The following is a 21,058-nucleotide window of genomic DNA, read 5'->3' as shown; positions in this document are numbered from 1 at the left end:
GCCGGCCGATGCGCGACACGTTAGAAACGCAACTAACGGCCAGATCGTGCGACGGCCGCCGGCACCGCTGCGGTGCATACCCATATGAGCGGGATGTATTTCACTTCCCGCCGATCCTGTGACACCATTTGCCCCTTCCTGCGAGTCGGGGCTTACCCGTATCGCGCCCCATTTCCAGTAAGCAAGAAAGCGAGAAACAGATGAAGCGTCGCAGTCTCCTGAAGGTATTTTCCGTGCTGGCCACCGGCGCAGCGCTGACGCTGTCGGCAGGCGCGCACGCCGAAGACAAGGTGATCAAGGTCGGTACGGTCGCCGGCCCGGATTCGGAAGTGTGGCAGCTCGTGCAGAAGGTCGCGAAGGAGAAGGAAGGCCTGAACGTGAAGGTCATCGAGTTCAACGACTACGTGCAGCCGAACGCGGCGCTCGACTCGGGCGACCTCGACGCGAACAGCTTCCAGCACCAGCCCTACCTCGACAGCCAGGTGAAGCAGCGCGGCTACAAGATCGTCAGCGCCGGCCTGACCTACATCTCGCCGATGGGCGTGTACTCGAAGAAGTTCAAGGCGCTGAAGGACCTGCCGCAAGGCGCGAAGCTCGCGGTGCCGAACGATCCGTCGAACGAGAACCGCGCGCTGCTGCTGCTGCAGACGCAAGGCGTGATCAAGCTGAAGGCGGGCGCCGGCACGGGCGGCAACAACGCGACGGTGCTCGACATCGCCGAGAACCCGAAGAAGCTGAAGATCTCCGAACTCGACGCCGCGCAACTGCCGCGCGTGCTGTCGGACGTCGACGCAGCCGTGATCAACACGAACTACGCGCTGGCCGCGAACCTGCAGCCGACCAAGGACGCGATCGCACTCGAAGCGCTGACGAGCCCGTATGCGAACCTGATCGCCGTGCGCGCGAAGGACAAGGATCAGCCGTGGGTGAAGAAGCTGGTCAAGGCGTACCAGTCGCCGGAAGTGCGGGAATTCATCAAGAAGCAGTTCAAGGGCTCGATGGTCGCGTCGTTCTGAACGCCGCACACCGGTCGGACCGCTGAACGCAAAGGGCCTGCATCGCGCAGGCCCTTTTTCATTGGCGCCCGGTGTTCGGCGTCCGGTGTCCGTTCACATCTCGCCGCGCCGCGAGCAGATCGACATGATCTGCTGGATCGCATAGTTGTCGCGCACGCCCGGCAGCGACTGCACGACGCACTCGTGAAAGCGCCGCTCGCGCGGCAGCAGCATCGCGTTGTTGCGATACAGCGCGTCGCAGGAGCGCTGGATCAACTGCGCAGCCGCGCCGTTGCGGCTTTCGCGCAGCGCGTTGAGCATGCAGTCGTCGTATTGCGCGCTGCCGTCGGTCAGCGCGAACGCCGCACCCGGCAGCGCCAGCGCGACGGCCGCGAATACGATGGCTCGGATCCCCCGTTTCATCTGCCCTCCGATGGAGTGGATTGGGTCGGCCGACAGCATAACGTAAAGCCGCGAGCACGGCTGACGCGTTGGCCGACGCGGGCCGGAGCCGCCGCCGGGCGGGCGTTGCACGCGGTCGCCGGACGTCGGCGCAGGCCGCGATCCGGCGTGCCGCGCGAAAGCGCGGAGTCAGGCGGTGGTCTGCGGAAATGGTATCCTCGTGCGTTCGCCGCTGCACGCTTTCCCGGAGCGTGTGCGGGCCGATCGCCGGCGTGTCGCACGCGCGGCGGCGCCCGCCCGACGGCGGCGGGAATCCATCATCCAGAACCGACACAATACGGGGGAGACTCACCCATGAAGCGATTCAAGACTTTCGCGATCCGTTCGATCACGGCCGGCGTGGCTGCACTCGCGCTGGCCGGTGCCGCGCATGCACAGACCGTCAAGGTGCTGTCGATCGTCGACCATCCGGCGCTCGATGCGATCCGCGACGGCGTGCGCGCCGAACTGAAGGCGGAAGGTTACGGCGACGACAAGCTCAAGTGGGAATACCAGAGCGCACAGGGCAACACGGGCACGGCCGCGCAGATCGCGCGCAAGTTCGTCGGCGACAAGCCCGACGTGATCGTCGCGATCGCGACGCCGGCCGCGCAGTCGGTCGTCGCCGCGACGAAGAGCGTGCCGGTCGTCTATTCGGGCGTCACCGATCCGGTCGCCGCGCAGCTCGTGAAGGGCTGGGGCCCGTCGGGCACCAACGTGACGGGCGTGTCCGACAAGCTGCCGCTCGATCGCCAGGTCGCGCTGATCAAGCGCGTCGTGCCGAATGCGAAGACGGTCGGCATGGTCTACAACCCGGGCGAGGCGAATTCGGTCGTCGTCGTGAAGGAGCTCAAGGAGATCCTCGCGAAGCAGGGCATGACGCTGAAGGAAGCGGCCGCACCGCGTACCGTCGACATCGGCCCGGCCGCGAAGAGCCTGATCGGCAAGGTCGACGTGATCTACACGAACACCGACAACAACGTCGTGTCCGCGTACGAAGCGCTCGTGAAGGTCGCGAACGAAGCGAAGATCCCGCTCGTCGCCGGCGACACCGACAGCGTGAAGCGCGGCGGCATCGCGGCGCTCGGCATCAACTACGGCGACCTCGGCCGCCAGACGGGCAAGGTCGTCGCGCGCATCCTGAAGGGTGAGAAGCCGGGCGCGATCGCGTCGGAGACGAGCAGCAACCTCGAGTTGTTCGCGAACACGGGCGCGGCTGCGAAGCAGGGCGTGACGCTGTCGCCGGATCTGCTCAAGGACGCGAAGACGGTCATCAAGTAAGCGGCCCGACCGCCGCGCTTGCGGGTCCGATCCGGGCCTGAACGACACCGCCGGACGGGCGGCTCCCACCCGGGGCCGCCCGTTCGCTTCGCCCGGCCGTACACGTCCGGCCGGGAAGCAACAGGATTTCCCCATCATGTCTCTGTTCTCGTTTCTGGGCGCGCTGGAGATCGGCCTGATCTTCAGTCTCGTCGCCCTCGGGGTGCTGATCTCGTTCCGCATCCTCAACTTCCCCGACCTCACCGTCGACGGCAGCTTTCCGCTCGGCGGCGCCGTCGCCGCAACGCTGATCTCGGCCGGCTACGACCCGTTCACGTCGACGCTGTTCGCCATCGTCGCGGGCGCGGCGGCCGGCTTCATCACCGGCTGGCTGAACGTGCGCCTGAAGATCATGGATCTGCTCGCCAGTATCCTGATGATGATCGCGCTCTATTCGGTGAACCTGCGGATCATGGGCCGGCCGAACGTGCCGCTGATCACCGAGCCGACGCTGTTCACCGTGCTGCAGCCCGACTGGATGCCCGACTACGTGCTGCGCCCGGCGCTGCTCGCGATCGTCGTCGTGGTCGCGAAGCTCGGCCTCGACTGGTTCTTCTCGTCGCAGCTCGGCCTCGCGATGCGCGCGACCGGCGCGAACCCGCGGATGGCGCGTGCGCAAGGCATCGCGACCGGCCGCGCGACGCTCGCCGGGATGGCACTGTCGAACGCGCTCGTCGCGCTCGCAGGCGCACTGTTCGCGCAGACGCAGGGCGGCGCGGACATCTCGATGGGGATCGGCACGATCGTGATCGGGCTGGCCGCCGTGATCATCGGCGAAACGCTGCTGCCCGCGCGCCGGCTCGTGCTGACGACGCTCGCGGTCGTGCTCGGCGCGATCGTCTACCGCTTCTTCATCGCGCTCGCGCTGAACAGCGAATTCATCGGGCTGAAGGCGCAGGACCTGAACCTCGTGACGGCCGCGCTCGTCACGATCGCGCTGGTGCTGCCGGCGACGCGCAAGAAGCTGTTCGCGCGCAAGAACGGAGGGGCATGACATGCTGTCCGCACAAGATCTCAAACTCACGTTCAATCCCGGCACGCCGATCGAGACGCGCGCGCTGCGCGGGCTGTCGCTCGAGATTCCCGACGGCCAGTTCGTCGCGGTGATCGGCTCGAACGGCGCCGGCAAGTCGACCTTCCTCAATGCGGTCAGCGGCGACCAGCCGGTCGATGCGGGGCGTATCGCGATCGATGGCACGGATGTGACGCGCAAGGCCGCGTGGGATCGCGCGCACCTCGTCGCGCGCGTGTTCCAGGATCCGATGGCCGGCACCTGCGAGGCGCTGACGATCGAGGAGAACATGGCGCTCGCGATGGCGCGCGGCGTGCGGCGCGGTTTCCGCGCGGCGCTCGACCGGCCGTCGCGCGAGCTGTTCCGCGACAAGCTGCGGCTCCTGAACCTCGGGCTGGAAAACCGGCTGACCGACCGGATCGGGCTGCTGTCGGGCGGCCAGCGGCAGGCCGTGAGCCTCTTGATGGCGTCGCTGCGGCCGTCGCGGATCCTGCTGCTCGACGAGCACACGGCCGCGCTCGATCCGAAAACGGCCGCGTTCGTGCTGGAGCTGACCGCGCGCATCGTCGCCGAGAGCAAGCTGACGACGATGATGGTCACGCACAGCATGCGGCAGGCGCTCGACTACGGCGACCGCACGGTGATGCTGCACCAGGGGCAGGTCGTGCTCGACGTGTCGGGCGACGCACGCAAGGGCCTCGATGTGCCGGACCTGCTGCAGATGTTCGAGAAGGTGCGCCACGAGCAGCTCGACGACGACGCATTGCTGCTCGGCTGACGGGCAGCCGGCGGGCCGGCGCGGTGCGGGGTGCTGCGTCGTGTCGGTTCGCCGGCGGGTTGGCGTGCCGGCCCGTCGATTCGGGCCGGATGGCGGTGGAGCGCGTTCGGGCGGCACGATCCGGCCACGCCCGCTGCGGTGCGGCGTAACATGACGGCCGCGCCGGCTTCCTCGTCGTTTTTCCTCTGATGAAAACCGGTTTCGCACCGGTGCTGTGCGACGCGAGCACATTGCCATATACTGTATATCCATACAGTTGTGGGTGGCGTCATGCTCGCATCCTCCATTTCTCCCGAATCCCTTCATCCGTCGCTCTGGCGCGGTTCCCAGCTCGCGCGCGGCGGCCCGCGCACGATCGATACCGGCTTCGCACCGCTGTCGGCCGAGTTGCCGGGCGGCGGCTGGCCGGTCGGCGGGCTCGTCGAACTGCTGGCCGCGCAGCCGGGCTGCGGCGAGATGCGGCTGCTCGCGCCCGCGCTGGCCCGCACCGTCAGCGCCCGGCGTCCGCTCGCGCTCGTCGCGCCGCCGCAATCGCCGCATGCAACCGCGCTCGCCAGCCTCGGCGTGCCGGCCGACGCGCTGCTGTGGCTGCGCGCCGGCAGCCGCACCGATGCGTTGTGGGCCGCCGAGCAGGCGCTCAGGACCGGCTGTTGCGGCGCGCTGCTGCTCTGGCAGGACGCGCGGCCCGATGCGCTGCGGCGCCTGCATCTCGCGGCCGCGCGCACGGGCGACACGCTGTTCGTGATGCTGCGGCCGCTATCGGCTGCGCGGCAACCGTCGCCGGCCGTGCTGCGTGTCGCGCTGTATCCGGTGCCGGGCGGCGTGTCGCTCGACATCGTCAAGCGTCGCGGCCCCGCGCGCAGCGAGCCGCTCGTGCTCGACCTGCCGTCGCCCATCGTGGAGAGCCGCTATGCGCGTCTTGCTCGGCATCCATCTGCCGCGCCTGCCGCTCGACGTGTGCGCCCCGCCGCCGTCTGACGACGCGGCGCAAGGCGTAGGCGAAGCAGACGAAGCAGGCTGCGCGGTGCTCGAACAAGGCGTCGTGCTGATTGCCGATGCGCCCGCGCGCCGGCACGGCGTGCGCGCGGGCATGAAGCGCGGCGGCGTGCTCACGCTCGCGCCGCACACGCAGCTCGTCGAACGCGATCCCGCGCGCGAGGCCGATGCGCTGCGCGCGGTCGCGCTCGCGTTGCTGCGCTTTTCGCCGTGCGTCGCGCTCGACGACGAAGCCACGCTGATCGTCGACGTCGGCTCGAGCCTGCGGCTGTTCGGCGGCCTGCCGTCGCTGTGCCGCCAGGTGCGTGCGACGCTCGCGGCGCTCGGTTATGCGGCGCGCCTGTCCGCCGCACCGACCGGGCGCGGCGCGTGGCTGCTTGCGCGTACGTCTGCGCGCGCACGCATCCGCCGCCGCGTTGCCGGCCATGCATCGCTCATCCGCTCGCTCGATCGGCTGCCCTGCGTGCTGCTGCCCGATGCGCGTCCGTATGCGGGCTGGTTCGACGGCCTCGGCTGCCGCACGCTCGCCGATTTGCGCGGTCTGCCGCGCGCGGGGTTGCAGCGCCGCTGCGGCCCCGCGTTGCTGGCCGCGCTCGATCGCGCATACGGCGACGCGGTCGAGCCGCTGGCGTGGATGGCGGTGCCGCCGGTGTTCGACGTGCGGCTCGAATTGCCGGAGCGCGTCGAATACGCGGAAGCCGTGCTGTTCGCCGCGCGACGGCTCGTCGTGCAGCTGTGCGGCTGGCTGGCCGCGCGGCAGCTGTCGCTGGCCGCGATGACGTTCGATCTCGAACACGAGCGCGGCCGCCAGGCCGTGCCGCCGACACCGCTCGAACTCGCGTTCGCCGCACCCGTGCGCGACGAGGCGCATTTCATGCGGCTGCTCGGCGAGCGGCTCGCGCGCGTCGAGTTGCCGGCCGCGGTGATCGCGGTGCGCCTGAAGGCGACGCGCGTCGAATCGGTCGCGCCGCCGGCCGACGATCTCTTCCCGGAGCCGGGCGGTACGCGCGAGACGCGTGCGCGGTTGTTCGAATTACTGGTCGCGCGGCTGGGCGCGGAGAACGTATTGCGTGCGGCCCCGGTTGCCGATCACCGGCCCGAGGCCGCGAACCGCTGGCTGCCGCTCGATGCGCAGGCCGGCAAGCCGGCTGGCGGGCCGCCGGCGGTGCCGCCGAGGCCCGCGTGGCTGCTCGCCGAGCCGCTGCCGCTGTTGATGCGCGGGGACCGGCCGGTATTTCATACGCCGCTCAGGATGATGTCGTCGGTGGAACGGATCGAGGCCGGGTGGTTCGACGGTCAGTTTGCTGCACGCGATTACTGCGTTGCGCAGGACGAGGCCGGGGCGTGCTACTGGGTGTTCAAGGAGCGGGCGGGGAGCGAGTCCGAGCCGCACTGGTTCCTGCACGGCTTGTTCGGGTGAACGAAGATGGTTGCGGAATTCAGCTGGCTGCCCGATTACGCGGAGTTGTTCTGCCGTTCGAACTTTTCGTTCCTGCATGGCGCGTCGCATGCGGAAGAACTGGTCGAGCGTGCGGCGGAACTCGGCTATCGCGGGATCGCGATCACCGACGAATGCTCGCTCGCCGGCGCACCGCGCATGCACGTCGCGGCGAAAGCGAAAGGGCTGCCGCTCGTCATCGGTTCGTACTTCGACGTCACGCCGGATGAAGTCGCGCCCGGCCACGATCCGGGCCCCGGTGCGTTCGGGCTCGTGTTGCTTGCGCAGAATCGCGAGGGGTACGGCAATCTTTCCGAGCTGATTTCGTGGCGGCGGATGGAAGCGCCGAAGGGGACCTACACGCTGACGTCGCGGATGCTGTCGGCGCCGCCTGCGAAGTTCGCACACTTGCGCGGCATGCCCGATTGCTTCGCGATTCTCGTGCCCGCGTACCCGGTGCGGGCCGACGTGCTCGATGCACAGGTTGCGTGGTTTCGCACGACGTTCGGCGAACGTGCGCGGCTCGGGCTCGTGCAGTTGCAGCGCGCGCTGGATGGCGCGCAGCGCGAGGAGATTCGTGCGGCCGGTGAGCGGCGGGGCGTACGTATCGTCGCGCTGGGCGACGTGACGATGCACCGGCGCTCGTGCAAGGAACTGCAGGACGTGATGACGGCGATCCGCGTCGGGATGCCGGTTTCGGAGTGCGGCTATGCACTGGCGCCGAATGCGGAACAGCATTTGCGTTCGCGGCAGCGAATCGGGCAGTTGTATTCGGCGGACGAGATCGCGCAGACGTGCGCGATTCTCGATGCGTGCGATTTCAAACTCAGCTCGCTTCGCTACGAGTATCCCGACGAGATCGTGCCGAAGGGGCTCACGCCGACGAGCTATCTGGAACAGGAAACCCGGGCAGGGGCGGCTGGGCGCTATCCGCAGGGTATTCCGGAGAAAGTCGAGAAGCAGATCCGCTATGAACTCGACCTGATTGCACAACTGAGCTACGAACCGTTCTTCCTGACCGTCTACGACATCGTCAAATACGCGCGCAGCCAGAACATCCTGTGCCAGGGGCGCGGCTCGGCGGCGAACTCCGTCGTCTGCTTCTGCCTCGGCATCACCGAGGTCGATCCCGATCAGAGCACGATGCTGTTCGAGCGCTTCATCAGCGTGGAACGCGGCGAGCCGCCCGATATCGATGTCGATTTCGAGCATCAGCGCCGGGAAGAAGTGATTCAGCATATCTACAAGAAGTACGGGCACAACCGCGCCGCACTGGCGGCCGCCGTCTCGACCTATCGTCCGCGCGGCGTGCTGCGCGAGACCGGCAAGGCGCTCGGCGTCGATCCGATGCTGGTCGATCGTGTCGCGAAAGCGCACCGCTGGTTCGACGGCAGCCGCGACCTGCTGCAGCAATTCTCGACGACCGGGCTCGATCCCGCGACGCCGCTCATCCAGGCGTGGGCCCGGCTCGCCGCGCGGCTGCTGAACTTTCCGCGTCATCTGTCGCAGCACTCGGGCGGTTTCGTGATCAGCCGCGGCAAGCTCACGCGGCTCGTGCCGGTCGAGAACGCGGCGATGGACGGGCGGCGCGTGATCCAGTGGGACAAGGACGATCTCGAAGCGCTCGGGCTGATGAAGGTCGACGTGCTCGCGCTCGGCATGCTGTCGGCGCTGCATCGCGCATTCGACATGCGTACCGCGTGGCGCGGGCCGCCGGAGCCGGATGGCGAGCCGTTCACGCTGAAGCACATTCCGCAGGATGACAAAGCGACCTACGACATGATCTGCCGCGCCGACACGGTTGGCGTGTTCCAGATCGAATCGCGCGCGCAGATGTCGATGCTGCCACGCCTGCGGCCGCGCACCTATTACGATCTGGTGATCGAGGTTGCGATCGTGCGTCCGGGGCCGATTCAGGGCGGGGCAGTGCATCCCTATCTGAAACGGCGTCAGGGCATCGAAAAGGTCAGTTATCCAAAGGAAGATCTGAAGCCGGCGCTCGAACGCACGCAGGGCGTGCCGATCTTCCAGGAGCAGGTGATGCAGATCGCGATGATCGCGGCAGGCTTCACGCCGGGCGAGGCCGACGAGCTGCGCCGCGCGATGGCCGCGTGGAAGCGCAAGGGCAATCTGGAGAAATATCACCGCAAGATCGTCGACGGGATGCGCGAGCGCGACTATCCGCCCGAGTTCGCCGAACAGATCTTCGAGCAGATCAAGGGCTTCGGCGATTACGGTTTTCCCGAGAGCCACGCAGCGAGCTTCGCGAAACTCGCCTACGCGAGCAGCTGGCTCAAATGCCACGAACCGGCAATCTTCCTCGCCGCGCTGCTGAACAGCCAGCCGATGGGTTTCTATCCGCCGTCGCAACTCGTGCAGGACGCGAAGCGCCACGGCGTGCAGGTGCTGCCGATCGACGTGACGCAAAGCGGCTGGGATGCGTCGCTCGAAGCGCTGCCCGGCCAGCCGCCCCCACATGGCCAGCCGGCCGTTCGGCTCGGGCTGTCGCTCGTGAGCGGTCTGGGAGAAACCGCTGTCCGCAGGATCGAAGCCGCACGCGCGGCGGGCCCGTTCGAGAACGTCGACACGCTCGCGCGCCGTGCGCAGCTCGAACGCCGCGATCTCGAAGCGCTCGCCGCCGCGAACGCGCTCGCGACGCTCGCCGGCCACCGCCGCGATGCGTTGTGGCAAGCGGTTGCGGCGGCACCCGAGCGCGACCTGCTCGCCGCCGCACCGATCGACGAAGCGCAGAAGCCGGCACTCGGCGCGCCGTCGGAAGCCGACGACATCCTCGCCGACTATCACACCACCGGCCTCACGCTGAACCGCCACCCCGTCGCGCTGCTGCGGCCCGCGCTGCGCGCGCGGCGGCTGTCGTCCGCGGCCGAATTGCACGACCGCCCCGACGGCCGGCTTGCGCGCGCGTGCGGGCTCGTGACCGCACGGCAGATGCCGGGCACCGCGAAAGGCGTGATGTTCATGACGCTCGAGGACGAAACGGGTTGCGTGAACCTGATCGTCCGGCCCGAGCTGCTCGCGCGGCAGCGCCGCGAAACCCTCGATTCGCGGCTGCTCGCGGCGTCCGGCGTGTGGCAGGTCGCGAGCGACGTGAGGCACCTCGTCGTGCAGCATTTCGAGGATCTGACGCCGCTGCTCGGTGGCCTGCGCACATCGAGCCGCGAGTTCCACTGACGCAAGCGCCGGCACGCTGCCCGTGGGCTGCAGTCCGGTGCATACCAATCGGCCGAACTGGTTCTATTCCGGTATCGTTTCCAGCCCTCCTGACCCGGCAAATCCAGCACCGGAACTGTCCCCTTGCATACCAATTCGGGTAAATCCCTACCCCGTACTCCTTTGTAAACAAAGGCTTTGTCGCTACTAAAACGCTTGCGGGGCAAGGCTTTCGGGGATTTTCAAGAGGCTAATACCAGTTCGTTGACTGGTATTATGGTGGTTATATAATGCGTTCACTTTCGACGGTCCGAGATCGTCGTCCGACACCCGGAGGCACATGGAAACCGGCTGGTCCGAACTGGCGCCCGATCCCCTCGACGACACGCCGCTCTATCTGCAGCTCGCCCGCAACCTGGCGAGCGCGATTCATGGCGGCGCGTGGCGCGCCGGCGAGGCGCTGCCGTCGGAGCGGCTGCTGTCGGTGTCGGTCGGCGTATCGCGGATCACGGCCCGTCGCGCGCTGGCGCTGCTGGTCGAGCAGGGGCTGATCAAGCGGGCGCGCGGGGCGGGCAGTTTCATCACGCCGCGCGTTGCCGATCCGCTGTCGCGTCTCGTCGGCTTCTCCGCGAAGATGCGGCAGCGCGGCTTCGTGCCCGATTCGGTGTGGCTGTCGCGCACGCTGCGCGCCGCGAGCCGCGACGAGATTGCACGTCTCGGTCTCGCGCCCGGCGCGACGGTGGCGCGGCTCGAACGGCTGCGCCGCGCGGACGGCATCGTGATGGCCGTCGAGCACTCGACGCTGCCGGCCGCGGTGGTGCCCGATCCGCAGGTGCTCGGCGCGTCGCTGTACGAATACCTCGAGGCGCGCGGCATGACCGTCGTGCGCGCGCTGCAGCACTTTCGCGCGGCGAACGCGACGCACGCGATCGCGAAATGGATGGCGGTGAAGCCGGGCTCGGCACTGCTGGTGATCACGCGGATCGGCTATGGCGCCGACCAGCGCGCGATCGAAGTGAGCGAAACGTATTGCCGCGACGACTACTACGACTTCGTCGCCGAACTGAAACGCTGACGCGCGAGACTGCCCGCGCGCGACAGACGAGAAGCAACGACACGAATTTGCAAATCACGACGCGGATGCCCGCGTCACCAGATCATCAAGAGAACGTCATGCTGACTGGAAACATCCTCACCCCCGAAGGCTGGATTCACGGTTCGCTCGATAGCGAGAACGGCCGCATCACCACGCTCGACGGCACCCCCGTCGATCCCGCGAAGAACGACGCGCCTTACATCCTGCCCGGCTTCATCGACCTGCACGTGCACGGCGGCGGTGGCGCCGACGTGATGGAAGGCGGCGACGCGATCGAGACGATCGCCCGCACGCACGCGCAGTTCGGCACGACGAGCCTGCTCGCGACGACGATGACCGCGCCGCGCGACGAACTCATGAAAGTCGTCGGCAACCTCGGCAGCGTCGCGCGCACCCGCACGCCGGGCGGCGCGCGCGTGCTCGGCGTGCACCTCGAAGGGCCGTACATCAACCCCGGCAAGCTCGGCGCGCAGCCCGACGCGGCCGTGTCGGCCGTGCTCGACGAAGTGTTGAAATACCTGTCGATCGCACCGATCCGCGTCGTCACGCTCGCGCCGGAAATCGCCGGCCACATCGAGATCATCGGCGAGATGGCCGCACGCGGCGTACGCGTGCAGCTCGGCCACTCGCTCGCGACCTACGACGACGCGGTCGCCGCGCTCAAGCACGGCGCATGCGGCTTCACGCACCTGTTCAACGCGATGTCGCCGCTGCATCACCGCAACCCGGGCCTCGTGGGCGCGGCGCTTGCGCATGCCGAATACGCGGAAATCATCCCCGACCTGCTGCACGTGCACCCGGGCGCGATTCGTGCCGCGCTGCGTGCGATTCCGCGCCTGTACGTCGTGACCGACAGCACGTCGGCAACGGGCATGCCCGACGGCGAATACCGCCTCGGCAGCCAGCACGTGACGAAGTGCCTCGGCGGCGTGCGGCTGGCCGACGGCACGCTCGCCGGCAGCACGCTGACGATGGACCAGGCGCTGCGCAACCTCGTCTCGCTCGGCCTGCCGATCGCCGACGTGTCGAACCGGATGTCGCGCTACGCGGCCGACTACCTCGGCGTCACCGATCGCGGCCGCCTCGAGCGCGGCGCATGGGCCGACCTCGCGGTGTTCGACCGCGACCTGAACCTCACCGCGACCTACGTCGAAGGAGAATCGATTGTCGAATATGCTTAAGGAAGCGCGCGAGTCCGCCCAGGTCGTCGCCGCGCAGATCGCCGACACCTCGCGCGTCGAAGCGCTCGCCGGCCAATTGCTCGATCACCCGCCGGCCGTTGCGCTGACGGTCGCACGCGGCAGCTCGGATCACGCCGCGAGCTATTTCGCGAGCCTGACGATGAGCCGCCTCGGCGTGCCGGTCGCGTCGCTGCCGATGTCGGTCGCGACGCTGCAGCAGGCGCCGCTGAAGGTGCAGGATCAACTCGCGATCGCCTTCTCCCAGTCGGGCAAGAGCCCCGACCTCGTCAACACGATGGCCGCGCTGCGCGAAGCCGGCGCGCGTACCGTCGCCGCCGTGAACGTGCTGCCGTCGCCGCTCGCCGATGCATGCGAGCACCAGTTGCCGCTGCTCGCCGGCCCCGAACTGTCGGTCGCCGCGACGAAGAGCTATATCGCGATGCTGTCGCTGTCCGCGCAGATCGTCGCGTACTGGCAGCGCGACGCGGCGCTGATGACCGCGCTGCGCGGGCTGCCCGACGTGCTCGCGCGGGCCGGCCAGCTCGACTGGTCGCAGGCCGTTGCCGCGCTCGCAGGTGTCGAGCGGATGATCGTGATCGGCCGCGGCCTCGGTCTCGCCATTGCGCAGGAAGCCGCGCTGAAGCTGAAGGAAACGTCCGGCATCCAGGCCGAGGCGTTCTCGAGTGCCGAAGTCCGTCACGGCCCGATGGAGCTGATCGACCGCGACTATCCGCTGCTCGTGTTCGCACCGCCGGGGCCCGAGCAGGCCGGCCTGCTGCAGCTTGCCGAAGACATGCGCGCACGCGGCGCCGCCGTGCTGCTCGCGGCGCCGGCCGGCACGCCCGGTGCGACGCTGCCGCTCGCGCAGTCCGCCCATTCGGCGCTCGACCCGATCGCCGCCATTCTTTCGTTCTACGTGATGGCGGCGGATCTCGCCGTCGCGCGCGGCCGCAACCCCGACACGCCGCGCCACCTGAACAAAGTCACCGAAACGCACTGATAGCCGAGACAGCCGATGAGACGCGCCGAGGAGTCCCAGTTGAAGAGTTCCACCCATGATCAGATCGTCCTGCTTAGCCCCTTGACGGGGCCGATCGTCGCGCTGGCCGACGTGCCCGATCCGGTGTTCTCCGGCGGGATGTTCGGCGACGGCATCGGCATCGACCCGCTCGCGGGCAAGCTCGTCGCGCCGTGCGCGGGCGTCGTGTCGCATCTCGCGCGCACGGGTCACGCGGTGACGATCACGACGCCGCAAGGCGCGGAAGTGCTGCTGCACATCGGCATCGACACCGTCGAGCTGAACGGGCAGGGCTTCATCGCACACATCGAGGCCGGCGCGCGTGTCGAGGCAGGTGCGTTGCTGATCGAGTTCGACCAGGACGCGGTGGCGCGCAGCGCGCATTCGCTCGTGTCGGTGATCGCGATCGCCAACTCCGACGCGTTCGAGGTCGTCGATCGCGCGAGCGGTTTCGCGACGGCCGGCGAGACGCCGTTGCTCGTGCTGCGCGGCAAGGGCGAAGCGGCTGCGCAGGCGGCACGAACCGATGCGGCGGCAAAGAACGAAGTGCGCCGCGAGATCGTGCTCGCACAGCCGGGCGGCCTGCACGCGCGGCCTGCCGCGCGAGCGCGTGAAGCCGTGCGCGGGTTCGACGCGAGTGTCGACGTGCTGTTCGACGGCCGCAAGGCATCGATCGCGAGCGTCGTCGGCCTGCTCGGCCTCGGCGCCGGCGAAGGCGCGACGGTCGAGCTGGTCGGCCGCGGCGCGCACGCGCAACAGGCTGTCGATGCGGTCGAGCACGAGCTGCTGCGCGAAGCGCACGGCGAAGTCGAGGAAAAACCGGCGCGGCTGAGGTCGCCCGCACCGCAAACGGTCGCGCGCAGCACCGGCGCGCCAATCGACCTGAACACGCTCGCAGGCGTATGTGCGGCGCCCGGCATCGCGGTCGGCACGCTGGTGCGTCTCGACGATGCGGAAATCGTGCCGCCCGAGCAGGCTTCGGGCACGCCGGCTGCGGAAAGCCGCCAGCTCGACCAGGCGCTGAAGGCGGTCGACGCCGAACTCGACGAAACGGTGCGCAACGCATCGGCGCGCGGCGCGGTCGGTGAAGCGGGCATCTTCGCGGTGCATCGCGTGCTGCTGGAAGACCCGACGCTGATCGATGCGGCGCGCGACCTGATCAGTCTCGGCAAGAGCGCGGGCTTCGCGTGGCGCGCGACGATCCGCACGCAGATCGACACGCTGTCGAAGCTCGACGATGCGCTGCTCGCCGAACGTGCGGCCGACCTGCGCGATATCGAGAAGCGCGTGCTGCGCGCGCTCGGCCACACGAACGGCGCCACGCGTGCGCTGCCCGACGAGGCCGTGCTCGCGGCCGAGGAATTCACGCCGTCGGACCTGTCGTCGCTCGATCGCCAGCGCGTGACCGCGCTCGTGATGGCGCGTGGCGGCGCGACGTCGCACGCGGCGATCATCGCGCGGCAGCTCGGCATTCCGGCACTGGTCGCGGTCGGCGATGCGCTGTATGCGATCCCGGACGGCACGCAGGTCGTCGTCGATGCGAGCGCGGGCCGGCTCGAACACGCGCCGACCGCGCTCGACGTGGAGCGTGCGCGGCACGAACGCCAGCGCCTGGACGGCGTGCGCGAGGCGAACCGGCAACTGGCAGGCGTTGCCGCCGAGACCGTCGATGGCCGCGCGATCGAGGTTGCCGCGAACATCGCGACGCTCGACGACGCGAACACCGCGGTCGACAACGGCGCCGATGCGGTCGGCCTGCTGCGCACCGAGCTGATGTTCATCCATCGCCAGGCCGCGCCGACGGTCGTCGAACACCAGCAGAGCTACCAGTCGATCGTCGATGCGCTGCAGGGTCGCACCGCGATCATCCGCACCCTCGACGTCGGCGCCGACAAGGAAGTCGACTACCTGACGCTGCCGCCCGAACCGAACCCGGCGCTCGGCCTGCGCGGCATCCGCCTCGCGCAGGTGCGCCCCGATCTGCTCGACGATCAATTGCAGGGCCTGCTCGCGGTGAAGCCGTTCGGTGCGGTGCGCATCCTGCTGCCGATGGTTACCGACGCCGGTGAACTCGTGCGGTTGCGCAAGCGCATCGACGAATTCGCGCGCGCGCAGGGCCGTACCGAGCCGATCGAGGTCGGCGTGATGATCGAGGTGCCGTCGGCCGCGCTGCTGGCCGACCAGCTCGCGCAGCACGCGGATTTCCTGTCGATCGGCACCAACGACCTGACGCAGTACACGCTCGCGATGGACCGCTGCCAGGCCGATCTGGCCGCGCAATCCGATGGCCTGCATCCGGCCGTGCTGCGCCTGATCGACTTCGCGGTGCGCGGCGCCGCGAAGCACGGCAAGTGGGTTGGCGTATGCGGCGCGCTCGGCGGCGATCCGCTCGCGGTGCCGATCCTGGTGGGCCTCGGCGTGACCGAACTGTCGGTCGACCCCGTTTCGGTGCCGGGCATCAAGGCGCGTGTGCGCCGTCTCGATTACCAGTTGTGCCGTCAGCGCGCGCAGGATCTGCTCGCGCTCGATTCGGCACAGGCGGTAAGGGCAGCAAGCCGCGAGGTCTGGCCGCTCGACTGAACGTCGGCGGCGGGCGCGCGGCCCGTTTCGGTACAAGAGCGTAATTAGGTCAACGACGATTAACGACGAGACAAGGATTGGAGGACTGAATGAACGGGAATCCGTTTCTGAAAATACAGGGCCTGGGCCGGGCACTGATGCTGCCGATCGCGGTACTGCCGGTTGCCGGCATCCTGCTGCGACTCGGCCAGCCGGACGTGTTCAACATCAAGATGATCGCCGATGCCGGCGGCGCGATCTTCGACAACCTGCCGCTGCTGTTCGCGATCGGCGTGGCGGTCGGTTTCGCGAAGGACAATAACGGCGTGGCGGCGCTCGCGGGCGCGATCGGCTACCTGATCGAAACCGCGATCATGAAGGACATCGATCCCAAGCTGAACATGGGCGTGCTGTCCGGGATCATCGCGGGTGTCGTCGCGGGCCTGCTGTACAACCGCTACAAGGACATCAAGCTGCCGGACTACCTCGCGTTCTTCGGCGGCAAACGGTTCGTGCCGATCATCACGGGGCTGGTGTGCGTGATACTCGGCATCGTGTTCGGGTACGTGTGGCAGCCGGTCCAGCATCTGATCGACGCGGCCGGCCAGTGGCTGACGACGGCGGGCGCGATCGGTGCGTTCGTGTTCGGCTTCCTGAACCGCCTGCTGCTCGTCACGGGCCTGCACCACATCATCAACTCGCTCGCATGGTTCGTGTTCGGCAACTTCACGCCGCCCGCCGGCGGCGAGATCGTGCACGGCGACCTGCACCGCTTCTTCGCGGGCGACCCGACCGCGGGCACCTTCATGGCCGGCTTCTTCCCGATCATGATGTTCGGCCTGCCGGCCGCGTGTCTCGCGATGCTGCACGAGGCACCGAAGGAGCGCCGCGCGATGGTCGGCGGCCTGCTGTTCTCGATGGCGCTCACGTCGTTCCTGACCGGCGTGACCGAACCGATCGAATTCAGCTTCATGTTCCTCGCGCCGGTGCTGTACGTGATCCACGCGGTGCTGACGGGGCTGTCGCTCGCGATCTGCCAGATCCTCGGCGTGAAGCTCGGCTTCACGTTCTCGGCCGGTGCAATCGACTACGTGCTGAACTACGGGCTGTCGACGAAGGGCTGGATCGCGATCCCGCTCGGCATCGCGTACGGCGCCGCATACTACGGGCTGTTCCGCTTCTTCATCCGCAAGTTCAACATGGCGACGCCGGGCCGCGAGCCGGCATCGGCCGATGCGCCTGCCGAATCGTACGCATCGGGCGGCTTCGTCGCACCGGCTGCGGGGGGTGCCGCGACGGCCGCCGCACCGCGCGCGCAACGCTACATCGCCGCACTCGGCGGTGCGGGCAACCTGTCGGTCGTCGACGCATGCACGACGCGCCTGCGCCTGACCGTCGTCGATCCGGAGAAGGTCTCGGAGCCCGAGCTGAAGTCGATCGGCGCGCGTGGCGTGCTCAAGCGCGGTGGCAACAGCGTGCAGGTGATCATCGGGCCCGAGGCCGACATCATTGCCGACGAGATGCGTGTCGCGATCGGCAGCGGCGCGACCGGCGCCGCGTCGACCGCGACGGCCGCCGCCGCGCAGCCTGTCACGGGCGCGGCCGCCGGCCCGCTCGATCCGGAACCGACGCGCTGGCTCGCGGTGTTCGGCGGCGCGACCAACGTCGCATCGCTCGACGCGGTGGCGACCACGCGCCTGCGGGTGGTCGTGCGCGATCCGTCGGCAGTCGATCGCGATCGCCTCGGTGCGCTCGACGTAGCATGGGTGTCGCTCGACACGTTCCACATCGTCTGCGGCAACGCGGCCGCGCGCTATGCCGAACAGCTCGGCGCGCGCCTGCCGCCGTCGGGCAGCGCGGCGGCCGCGCAACCGGCCTGATGCGATGAAGCCGGCCTGATCCGCGTGGCGGGTTCGGCCGGGCAGTAAAACGAAAACGGCTTGCGACGTGTGTGTCGCAAGCCGTTTTTCTTTGGTCCGGGCGATCGCGCGATGCATGCGTTTGCATCGCGCGTCGTCCGGGCGTTCAGCCGATCACGGATTCGTCAGCGTGAAGGTCGGCTTCCGGTAGCCGACACCGGCCCGGTCGAGCTTCGGCAATTCGCGTTGCGTGAGCAGCGTCGCGAAACCGGCCCAGTCGCGCTGCAGCGCGGCCGTGTCGACGTGATGCGTGTCGCCGCGCTTGAAGCGCACGCCGGCCGCATACGGCAGCTCCCAGTCGGCCCGGTGCCACGCGCGCTCGGCGAGCGCGAGCAGCCGTGGGTAGGCCATGTATTCGAGGAAGGTGTCGTTGCGCATCACCTCGCCCCACGCCTGGCCCTGCATGCCTTCGATACGCGGCGCGGGACCCGTGCCGGTGACCTCGAACGGGTTGCCGTCGCGGTCGCCCATCACTTCGGCGTTTTGCGGCAGGTTCTCGGGCGCGAGCGAGAACACCTTGTACTCGTCCGTCGCGTGCGAGCCCCAGTAGTAGCCGCGCTCGCGCGGGTTGAGCGTGTACGGGAAGTCGAAGTACAGGTAGTCGGGCAGCGCGAGCACCGTCAGGTAGCCCTTGCCGCTCAGGTCGCGCGCGCTGTCCGACGCGCCCCAGAAGATCGTGTCCCACAGCGACACCATCACGTGGCGCGTGCTGAAGTCCTGCGGCCCGTTCGCATGCTTGATGCCGTCCTGCCACGCGGCCATCGTGTCGATCCCGTTCGCGCTGACCGCCGCGCTCACCTGTTTCGCGAAACGCGTCGGCAACTCGTCGATCGACTTGATCTCGCCGCGCTGGAGCAGCGCCGTGCACGCGGGCGAACGCGCCCACGGCTTGTCCTGCGCGGCGAGGTCGATGCGCCCCTTGTTCGGGTCGGTGCCGTTCAGCGGCTGGAAGCCCGCGCCGAGGAAGATGTTCTTCGCTTCGTCGCCGCCGTAGTGCCAGGTATGCAGGGGCGCCTGGGCGTCCGCATGCATCGCCGCGATCTCGCGAATCACCTTCGACGCGAAATTGAGCGCGCCCGGCACGCACGGGTTCAGGTCGCTGCGCCGGTCGTAGAACTGCACCGTCGTCAGGTTCGTCGTGTCCTGCGGATCGAGCAGCCGGTACGCGTTCGCTTCCTGTTCGCGGCCGGCCGCATGCAGCCGCCGGTAGCGCGCTTCCATCGTCACGACGGCCGCCCGCGCATGCGCGGGCATGTCGATCTCTGGGATGATCTGCACGAAGTGCGCGGCCGCGTAGCGCACCAGCGCCACGTAGTCGTCGCGCGTCAGGTAGCCGCCGCCCGAACGGTTGTCGGGGCCGGAGCCGAGCTGCGGCAGCAGGCAGCGAGTCTCGCTCGGGTCGTGGCAGCGGCGCGAACCGATCTCGGTCAGCTCGGGCAGGCCGGGAATCTCGATGCGCCAGCCTTCGTCGTCGGACAGGTGCAGGTGCAGGCGGTTGAGCTTGTGTGCGCTCATCTGGTCGATCAGGCGGCGCAGCGTCGCCGGGTGCTTGAAGTTGCGCGCGAGGTCGACGTGCATCCCGCGATGGGTGAAGCGCGGCGCATCCTCGACGAGCATCGCCGGGATCGGACCGCCGCCGGCCGGCGCGAGCGAGTAGAGCGTCTGCACGCCGTAGTAGAGGCCCGCGCGATCGTAGCCTTCGATCAGGACGCCACGCGGCCCGATCGCCAGCCGGTAGCCGCCCGGCGTCGCGATGTCGGCCGGCAGCCGGCGCGGCGCGACGGCGCCGCGGACGGGCACGCGCGCACCGTCGAGCCCGAGGGTCGTCGCGCGTTCGCGCAGCGCCGCGACCTGCGCGTCGGGCAGGTCCGGCAGCGCGAGTTCGACGCCGCGCAGGTCGAGCGTGCCGGGCAGCGGCTGTTCGCGCTTCACGCTCGGCAGCGCGCGGCTCGCGTCGGGCCGTGCGGCCACCGGCGGCGCATTGCCGGTCGAGTTGTTCTGCGCGTCGGCCGGCAGCGATTCGACGTAGCGCAGCTCGTCGTCGGTGTCGTTGTAGCGCAGCACGGCTGGCGGCGCGCCATCGACCACCACGTACGGGCGCGGGATCACGTCGCTGTAGCGCAGCAGCCAGTATTCGGCGACGAACGGCAGTTCGAGGCGTTCGCCGGGTGCGAGCCGCACCGAGCCCGGCTGCGGCGTCAGTTCGTACAGGTCGCCGGTGAGCCGCCGCAGCGCGAAGCCCGGGCGGTCGATCCGCAGCAGCCGGCGGATGCTGTGCAGGTAGAGCTTCCAGCCGCCGTCGGCGATTACCTGATGGCCGCGGTTCTGCAGGATCAGGCGGCCCGTCGCGCAGGCCGCGCCGTCGGCGCCAAGATCGGCACACGGCACGCCGGCCGTGGCCGCGTGGTTGTTGTCGACGGCGACGCGCAATGCGAGGCCGTTCGACAGCAGCGTCGCGAGACTGGCCGCTTGTGCGCTAGCCAGCACGGTGCCGGCGGTCGCGCCGGAGGCCGCCGGTGCGGGTTGGGCCGCGATCACGGCCGGCGATAGCGCCGCGATCAGCAGGCTTGCAAGAAGGGAGGGCATGATGCGCTTCATTCGAACTCCTGAGAAAAAAGGGGGCGTAGCGGCGTCGTGGAGCGACGTCGCTGCGATCGGGTCTTTCAGTGGAGCTGCGGGAGATACCAGCACGCGGGGCGATGCGACTGCACCGCGCGCAATCTGCACGCGCGGGCGTGCGTTACGGAACGGGAGGCGGGCACGCGTGCCGATCGGATCGGCCGGGCGGTGTGCGCATGATCATTGGGGGCGCACCACAATGGCCGCGGTGGCGGCGAGCCGGCCGCAGCCGACCCTGTTCGGCCGGCCGCGCGCGAGCGCGACAGCGGACGCCGCGGTACGCGGACGTCGACACGGCGCGCAGGCGCGCGCCACATACGGGATTCGCATGTCTCCCCCACCCAGAAGGAATCGGCCTGTCAGCGGCCGTGTCCAAAGATCTTATGAAACCTTTTATTGGTATTCAAGTGGTATCAATCTGGCGCTAAATTGGCATCGACGCGCGGCGCCCGTCCGGATGGGCCGGACGAAAAAAAAACCTCGCGCGAGGCGAGGTTCGTTCCGGTCAGCGGCGG

14 protein-coding genes are annotated in these 21,058 nt (G+C 68.8%); 12 read left to right on the top strand and 2 right to left on the bottom strand.

The window, feature by feature from the left end:
* Positions 1-200: 200 nt before the first annotated feature.
* Entirely contained in the window at positions 201-1,016 is an 816-nt protein-coding gene (locus U5809_RS28395; protein ID WP_174986233.1) for a MetQ/NlpA family ABC transporter substrate-binding protein, read from the top strand.
* Between the two features lie 93 nt (positions 1,017-1,109).
* Here the strand turns inward: U5809_RS28395 and U5809_RS28390 are convergent, their stop codons facing one another.
* A complete protein-coding gene (locus U5809_RS28390) occupies positions 1,110-1,418 on the bottom strand; it encodes a VF_A0006 family four-cysteine protein (protein ID WP_176049613.1) in 309 nt (102 codons plus the stop codon).
* Positions 1,419-1,751: 333 nt separating this feature from the next.
* On the opposite strand from U5809_RS28390, the gene U5809_RS28385 reads away from it, so the two are divergent.
* The 11 genes from U5809_RS28385 (at position 1,752) to nagE (ending at position 17,885) form a co-directional block, all read left to right on the top strand.
* Complete coding sequence (locus U5809_RS28385; RefSeq protein WP_282506018.1) at positions 1,752-2,717, top strand: ABC transporter substrate-binding protein; 966 nt, start codon at positions 1,752-1,754, stop codon at positions 2,715-2,717.
* Positions 2,718-2,853: 136 nt separating this feature from the next.
* Positions 2,854-3,750: an ABC transporter permease gene (locus tag U5809_RS28380; protein WP_282506017.1), complete on the top strand. Its 897-nt coding sequence runs from the start codon at positions 2,854-2,856 to the stop codon at positions 3,748-3,750.
* A 1-nt stretch (position 3,751) separates the two neighbouring features.
* On the top strand, positions 3,752-4,546 hold the full coding sequence (locus U5809_RS28375; protein WP_124452114.1) for an ABC transporter ATP-binding protein: 795 nt from the start codon (positions 3,752-3,754) through the stop codon (positions 4,544-4,546).
* 270 nt (positions 4,547-4,816) lie between these two features.
* Positions 4,817-5,524: a translesion DNA synthesis-associated protein ImuA gene (gene imuA, locus U5809_RS28370; RefSeq protein ID WP_322088960.1), complete on the top strand. Its 708-nt coding sequence runs from the start codon at positions 4,817-4,819 to the stop codon at positions 5,522-5,524.
* On the top strand, positions 5,457-6,962 hold the full coding sequence (locus tag U5809_RS28365; protein ID WP_322088959.1) for a DNA polymerase Y family protein: 1,506 nt from the start codon (positions 5,457-5,459) through the stop codon (positions 6,960-6,962). The genes imuA and U5809_RS28365 overlap by 68 nt, the downstream gene beginning before the upstream one ends.
* Before the next feature lie 6 nt (positions 6,963-6,968).
* Positions 6,969-10,172, top strand: a complete 3,204-nt coding sequence (locus U5809_RS28360) for an error-prone DNA polymerase (RefSeq protein ID WP_322088958.1) — start codon at positions 6,969-6,971, stop codon at positions 10,170-10,172.
* Positions 10,173-10,491: 319 nt separating this feature from the next.
* A complete protein-coding gene (locus U5809_RS28355) occupies positions 10,492-11,226 on the top strand; it encodes a GntR family transcriptional regulator (protein ID WP_176049620.1) in 735 nt (244 codons plus the stop codon).
* A 98-nt stretch (positions 11,227-11,324) separates the two neighbouring features.
* Positions 11,325-12,428 (top strand): N-acetylglucosamine-6-phosphate deacetylase, encoded by a 1,104-nt coding sequence (nagA, locus tag U5809_RS28350; RefSeq protein ID WP_282506014.1) that lies wholly within the window; start codon positions 11,325-11,327, stop codon positions 12,426-12,428.
* Positions 12,421-13,428 carry an SIS domain-containing protein gene (locus U5809_RS28345; RefSeq protein WP_322088991.1) on the top strand — a complete coding sequence of 336 codons (1,008 nt, stop codon included), beginning with the start codon at positions 12,421-12,423 and terminating at the stop codon, positions 13,426-13,428. Before nagA ends, U5809_RS28345 begins: the two co-directional genes overlap by 8 nt.
* Positions 13,429-13,443: 15 nt before the next feature.
* Positions 13,444-16,026, top strand: a complete 2,583-nt coding sequence (gene ptsP / locus U5809_RS28340) for a phosphoenolpyruvate--protein phosphotransferase (RefSeq protein WP_322088957.1) — start codon at positions 13,444-13,446, stop codon at positions 16,024-16,026.
* A gap of 89 nt (positions 16,027-16,115) precedes the next feature.
* On the top strand, positions 16,116-17,885 hold the full coding sequence (gene nagE, locus U5809_RS28335) for an N-acetylglucosamine-specific PTS transporter subunit IIBC (RefSeq protein ID WP_322088956.1): 1,770 nt from the start codon (positions 16,116-16,118) through the stop codon (positions 17,883-17,885).
* 153 nt (positions 17,886-18,038) lie between these two features.
* On the opposite strand, the gene U5809_RS28330 is transcribed toward nagE, so the two are convergent.
* Positions 18,039-20,522, bottom strand: a complete 2,484-nt coding sequence (locus tag U5809_RS28330; RefSeq protein ID WP_322088955.1) for a family 20 glycosylhydrolase — start codon at positions 20,520-20,522, stop codon at positions 18,039-18,041.
* Positions 20,523-21,058: the final 536 nt, after the last annotated feature.

Source organism: Burkholderia sp. BCC1999 (genome assembly GCF_905339975.1).
Classification (GTDB): Bacteria; Pseudomonadota; Gammaproteobacteria; order Burkholderiales; family Burkholderiaceae; genus Burkholderia.
This window is presented reverse-complemented; position numbering and strand designations above follow the sequence as displayed.

Coding starts and splice junctions, on each gene's coding strand:
- U5809_RS28385 (WP_282506018.1), top strand. CDS start 1,752: ATGAAGCGATTCAAGACTTTCGCGATCCGTTCGATCACGGCCGGCGTG.
- U5809_RS28365 (WP_322088959.1), top strand. CDS start 5,457: ATGCGCGTCTTGCTCGGCATCCATCTGCCGCGCCTGCCGCTCGACGTG.
- U5809_RS28380 (WP_282506017.1), top strand. CDS start 2,854: ATGTCTCTGTTCTCGTTTCTGGGCGCGCTGGAGATCGGCCTGATCTTC.
- ptsP (WP_322088957.1), top strand. CDS start 13,444: ATGAGACGCGCCGAGGAGTCCCAGTTGAAGAGTTCCACCCATGATCAG.
- nagA (WP_282506014.1), top strand. CDS start 11,325: ATGCTGACTGGAAACATCCTCACCCCCGAAGGCTGGATTCACGGTTCG.
- U5809_RS28330 (WP_322088955.1), bottom strand. CDS start 20,522: ATGAAGCGCATCATGCCCTCCCTTCTTGCAAGCCTGCTGATCGCGGCG.
- imuA (WP_322088960.1), top strand. CDS start 4,817: ATGCTCGCATCCTCCATTTCTCCCGAATCCCTTCATCCGTCGCTCTGG.
- U5809_RS28355 (WP_176049620.1), top strand. CDS start 10,492: ATGGAAACCGGCTGGTCCGAACTGGCGCCCGATCCCCTCGACGACACG.
- U5809_RS28390 (WP_176049613.1), bottom strand. CDS start 1,418: ATGAAACGGGGGATCCGAGCCATCGTATTCGCGGCCGTCGCGCTGGCG.
- U5809_RS28395 (WP_174986233.1), top strand. CDS start 201: ATGAAGCGTCGCAGTCTCCTGAAGGTATTTTCCGTGCTGGCCACCGGC.
- U5809_RS28360 (WP_322088958.1), top strand. CDS start 6,969: ATGGTTGCGGAATTCAGCTGGCTGCCCGATTACGCGGAGTTGTTCTGC.
- U5809_RS28345 (WP_322088991.1), top strand. CDS start 12,421: ATGCTTAAGGAAGCGCGCGAGTCCGCCCAGGTCGTCGCCGCGCAGATC.
- nagE (WP_322088956.1), top strand. CDS start 16,116: ATGAACGGGAATCCGTTTCTGAAAATACAGGGCCTGGGCCGGGCACTG.
- U5809_RS28375 (WP_124452114.1), top strand. CDS start 3,752: ATGCTGTCCGCACAAGATCTCAAACTCACGTTCAATCCCGGCACGCCG.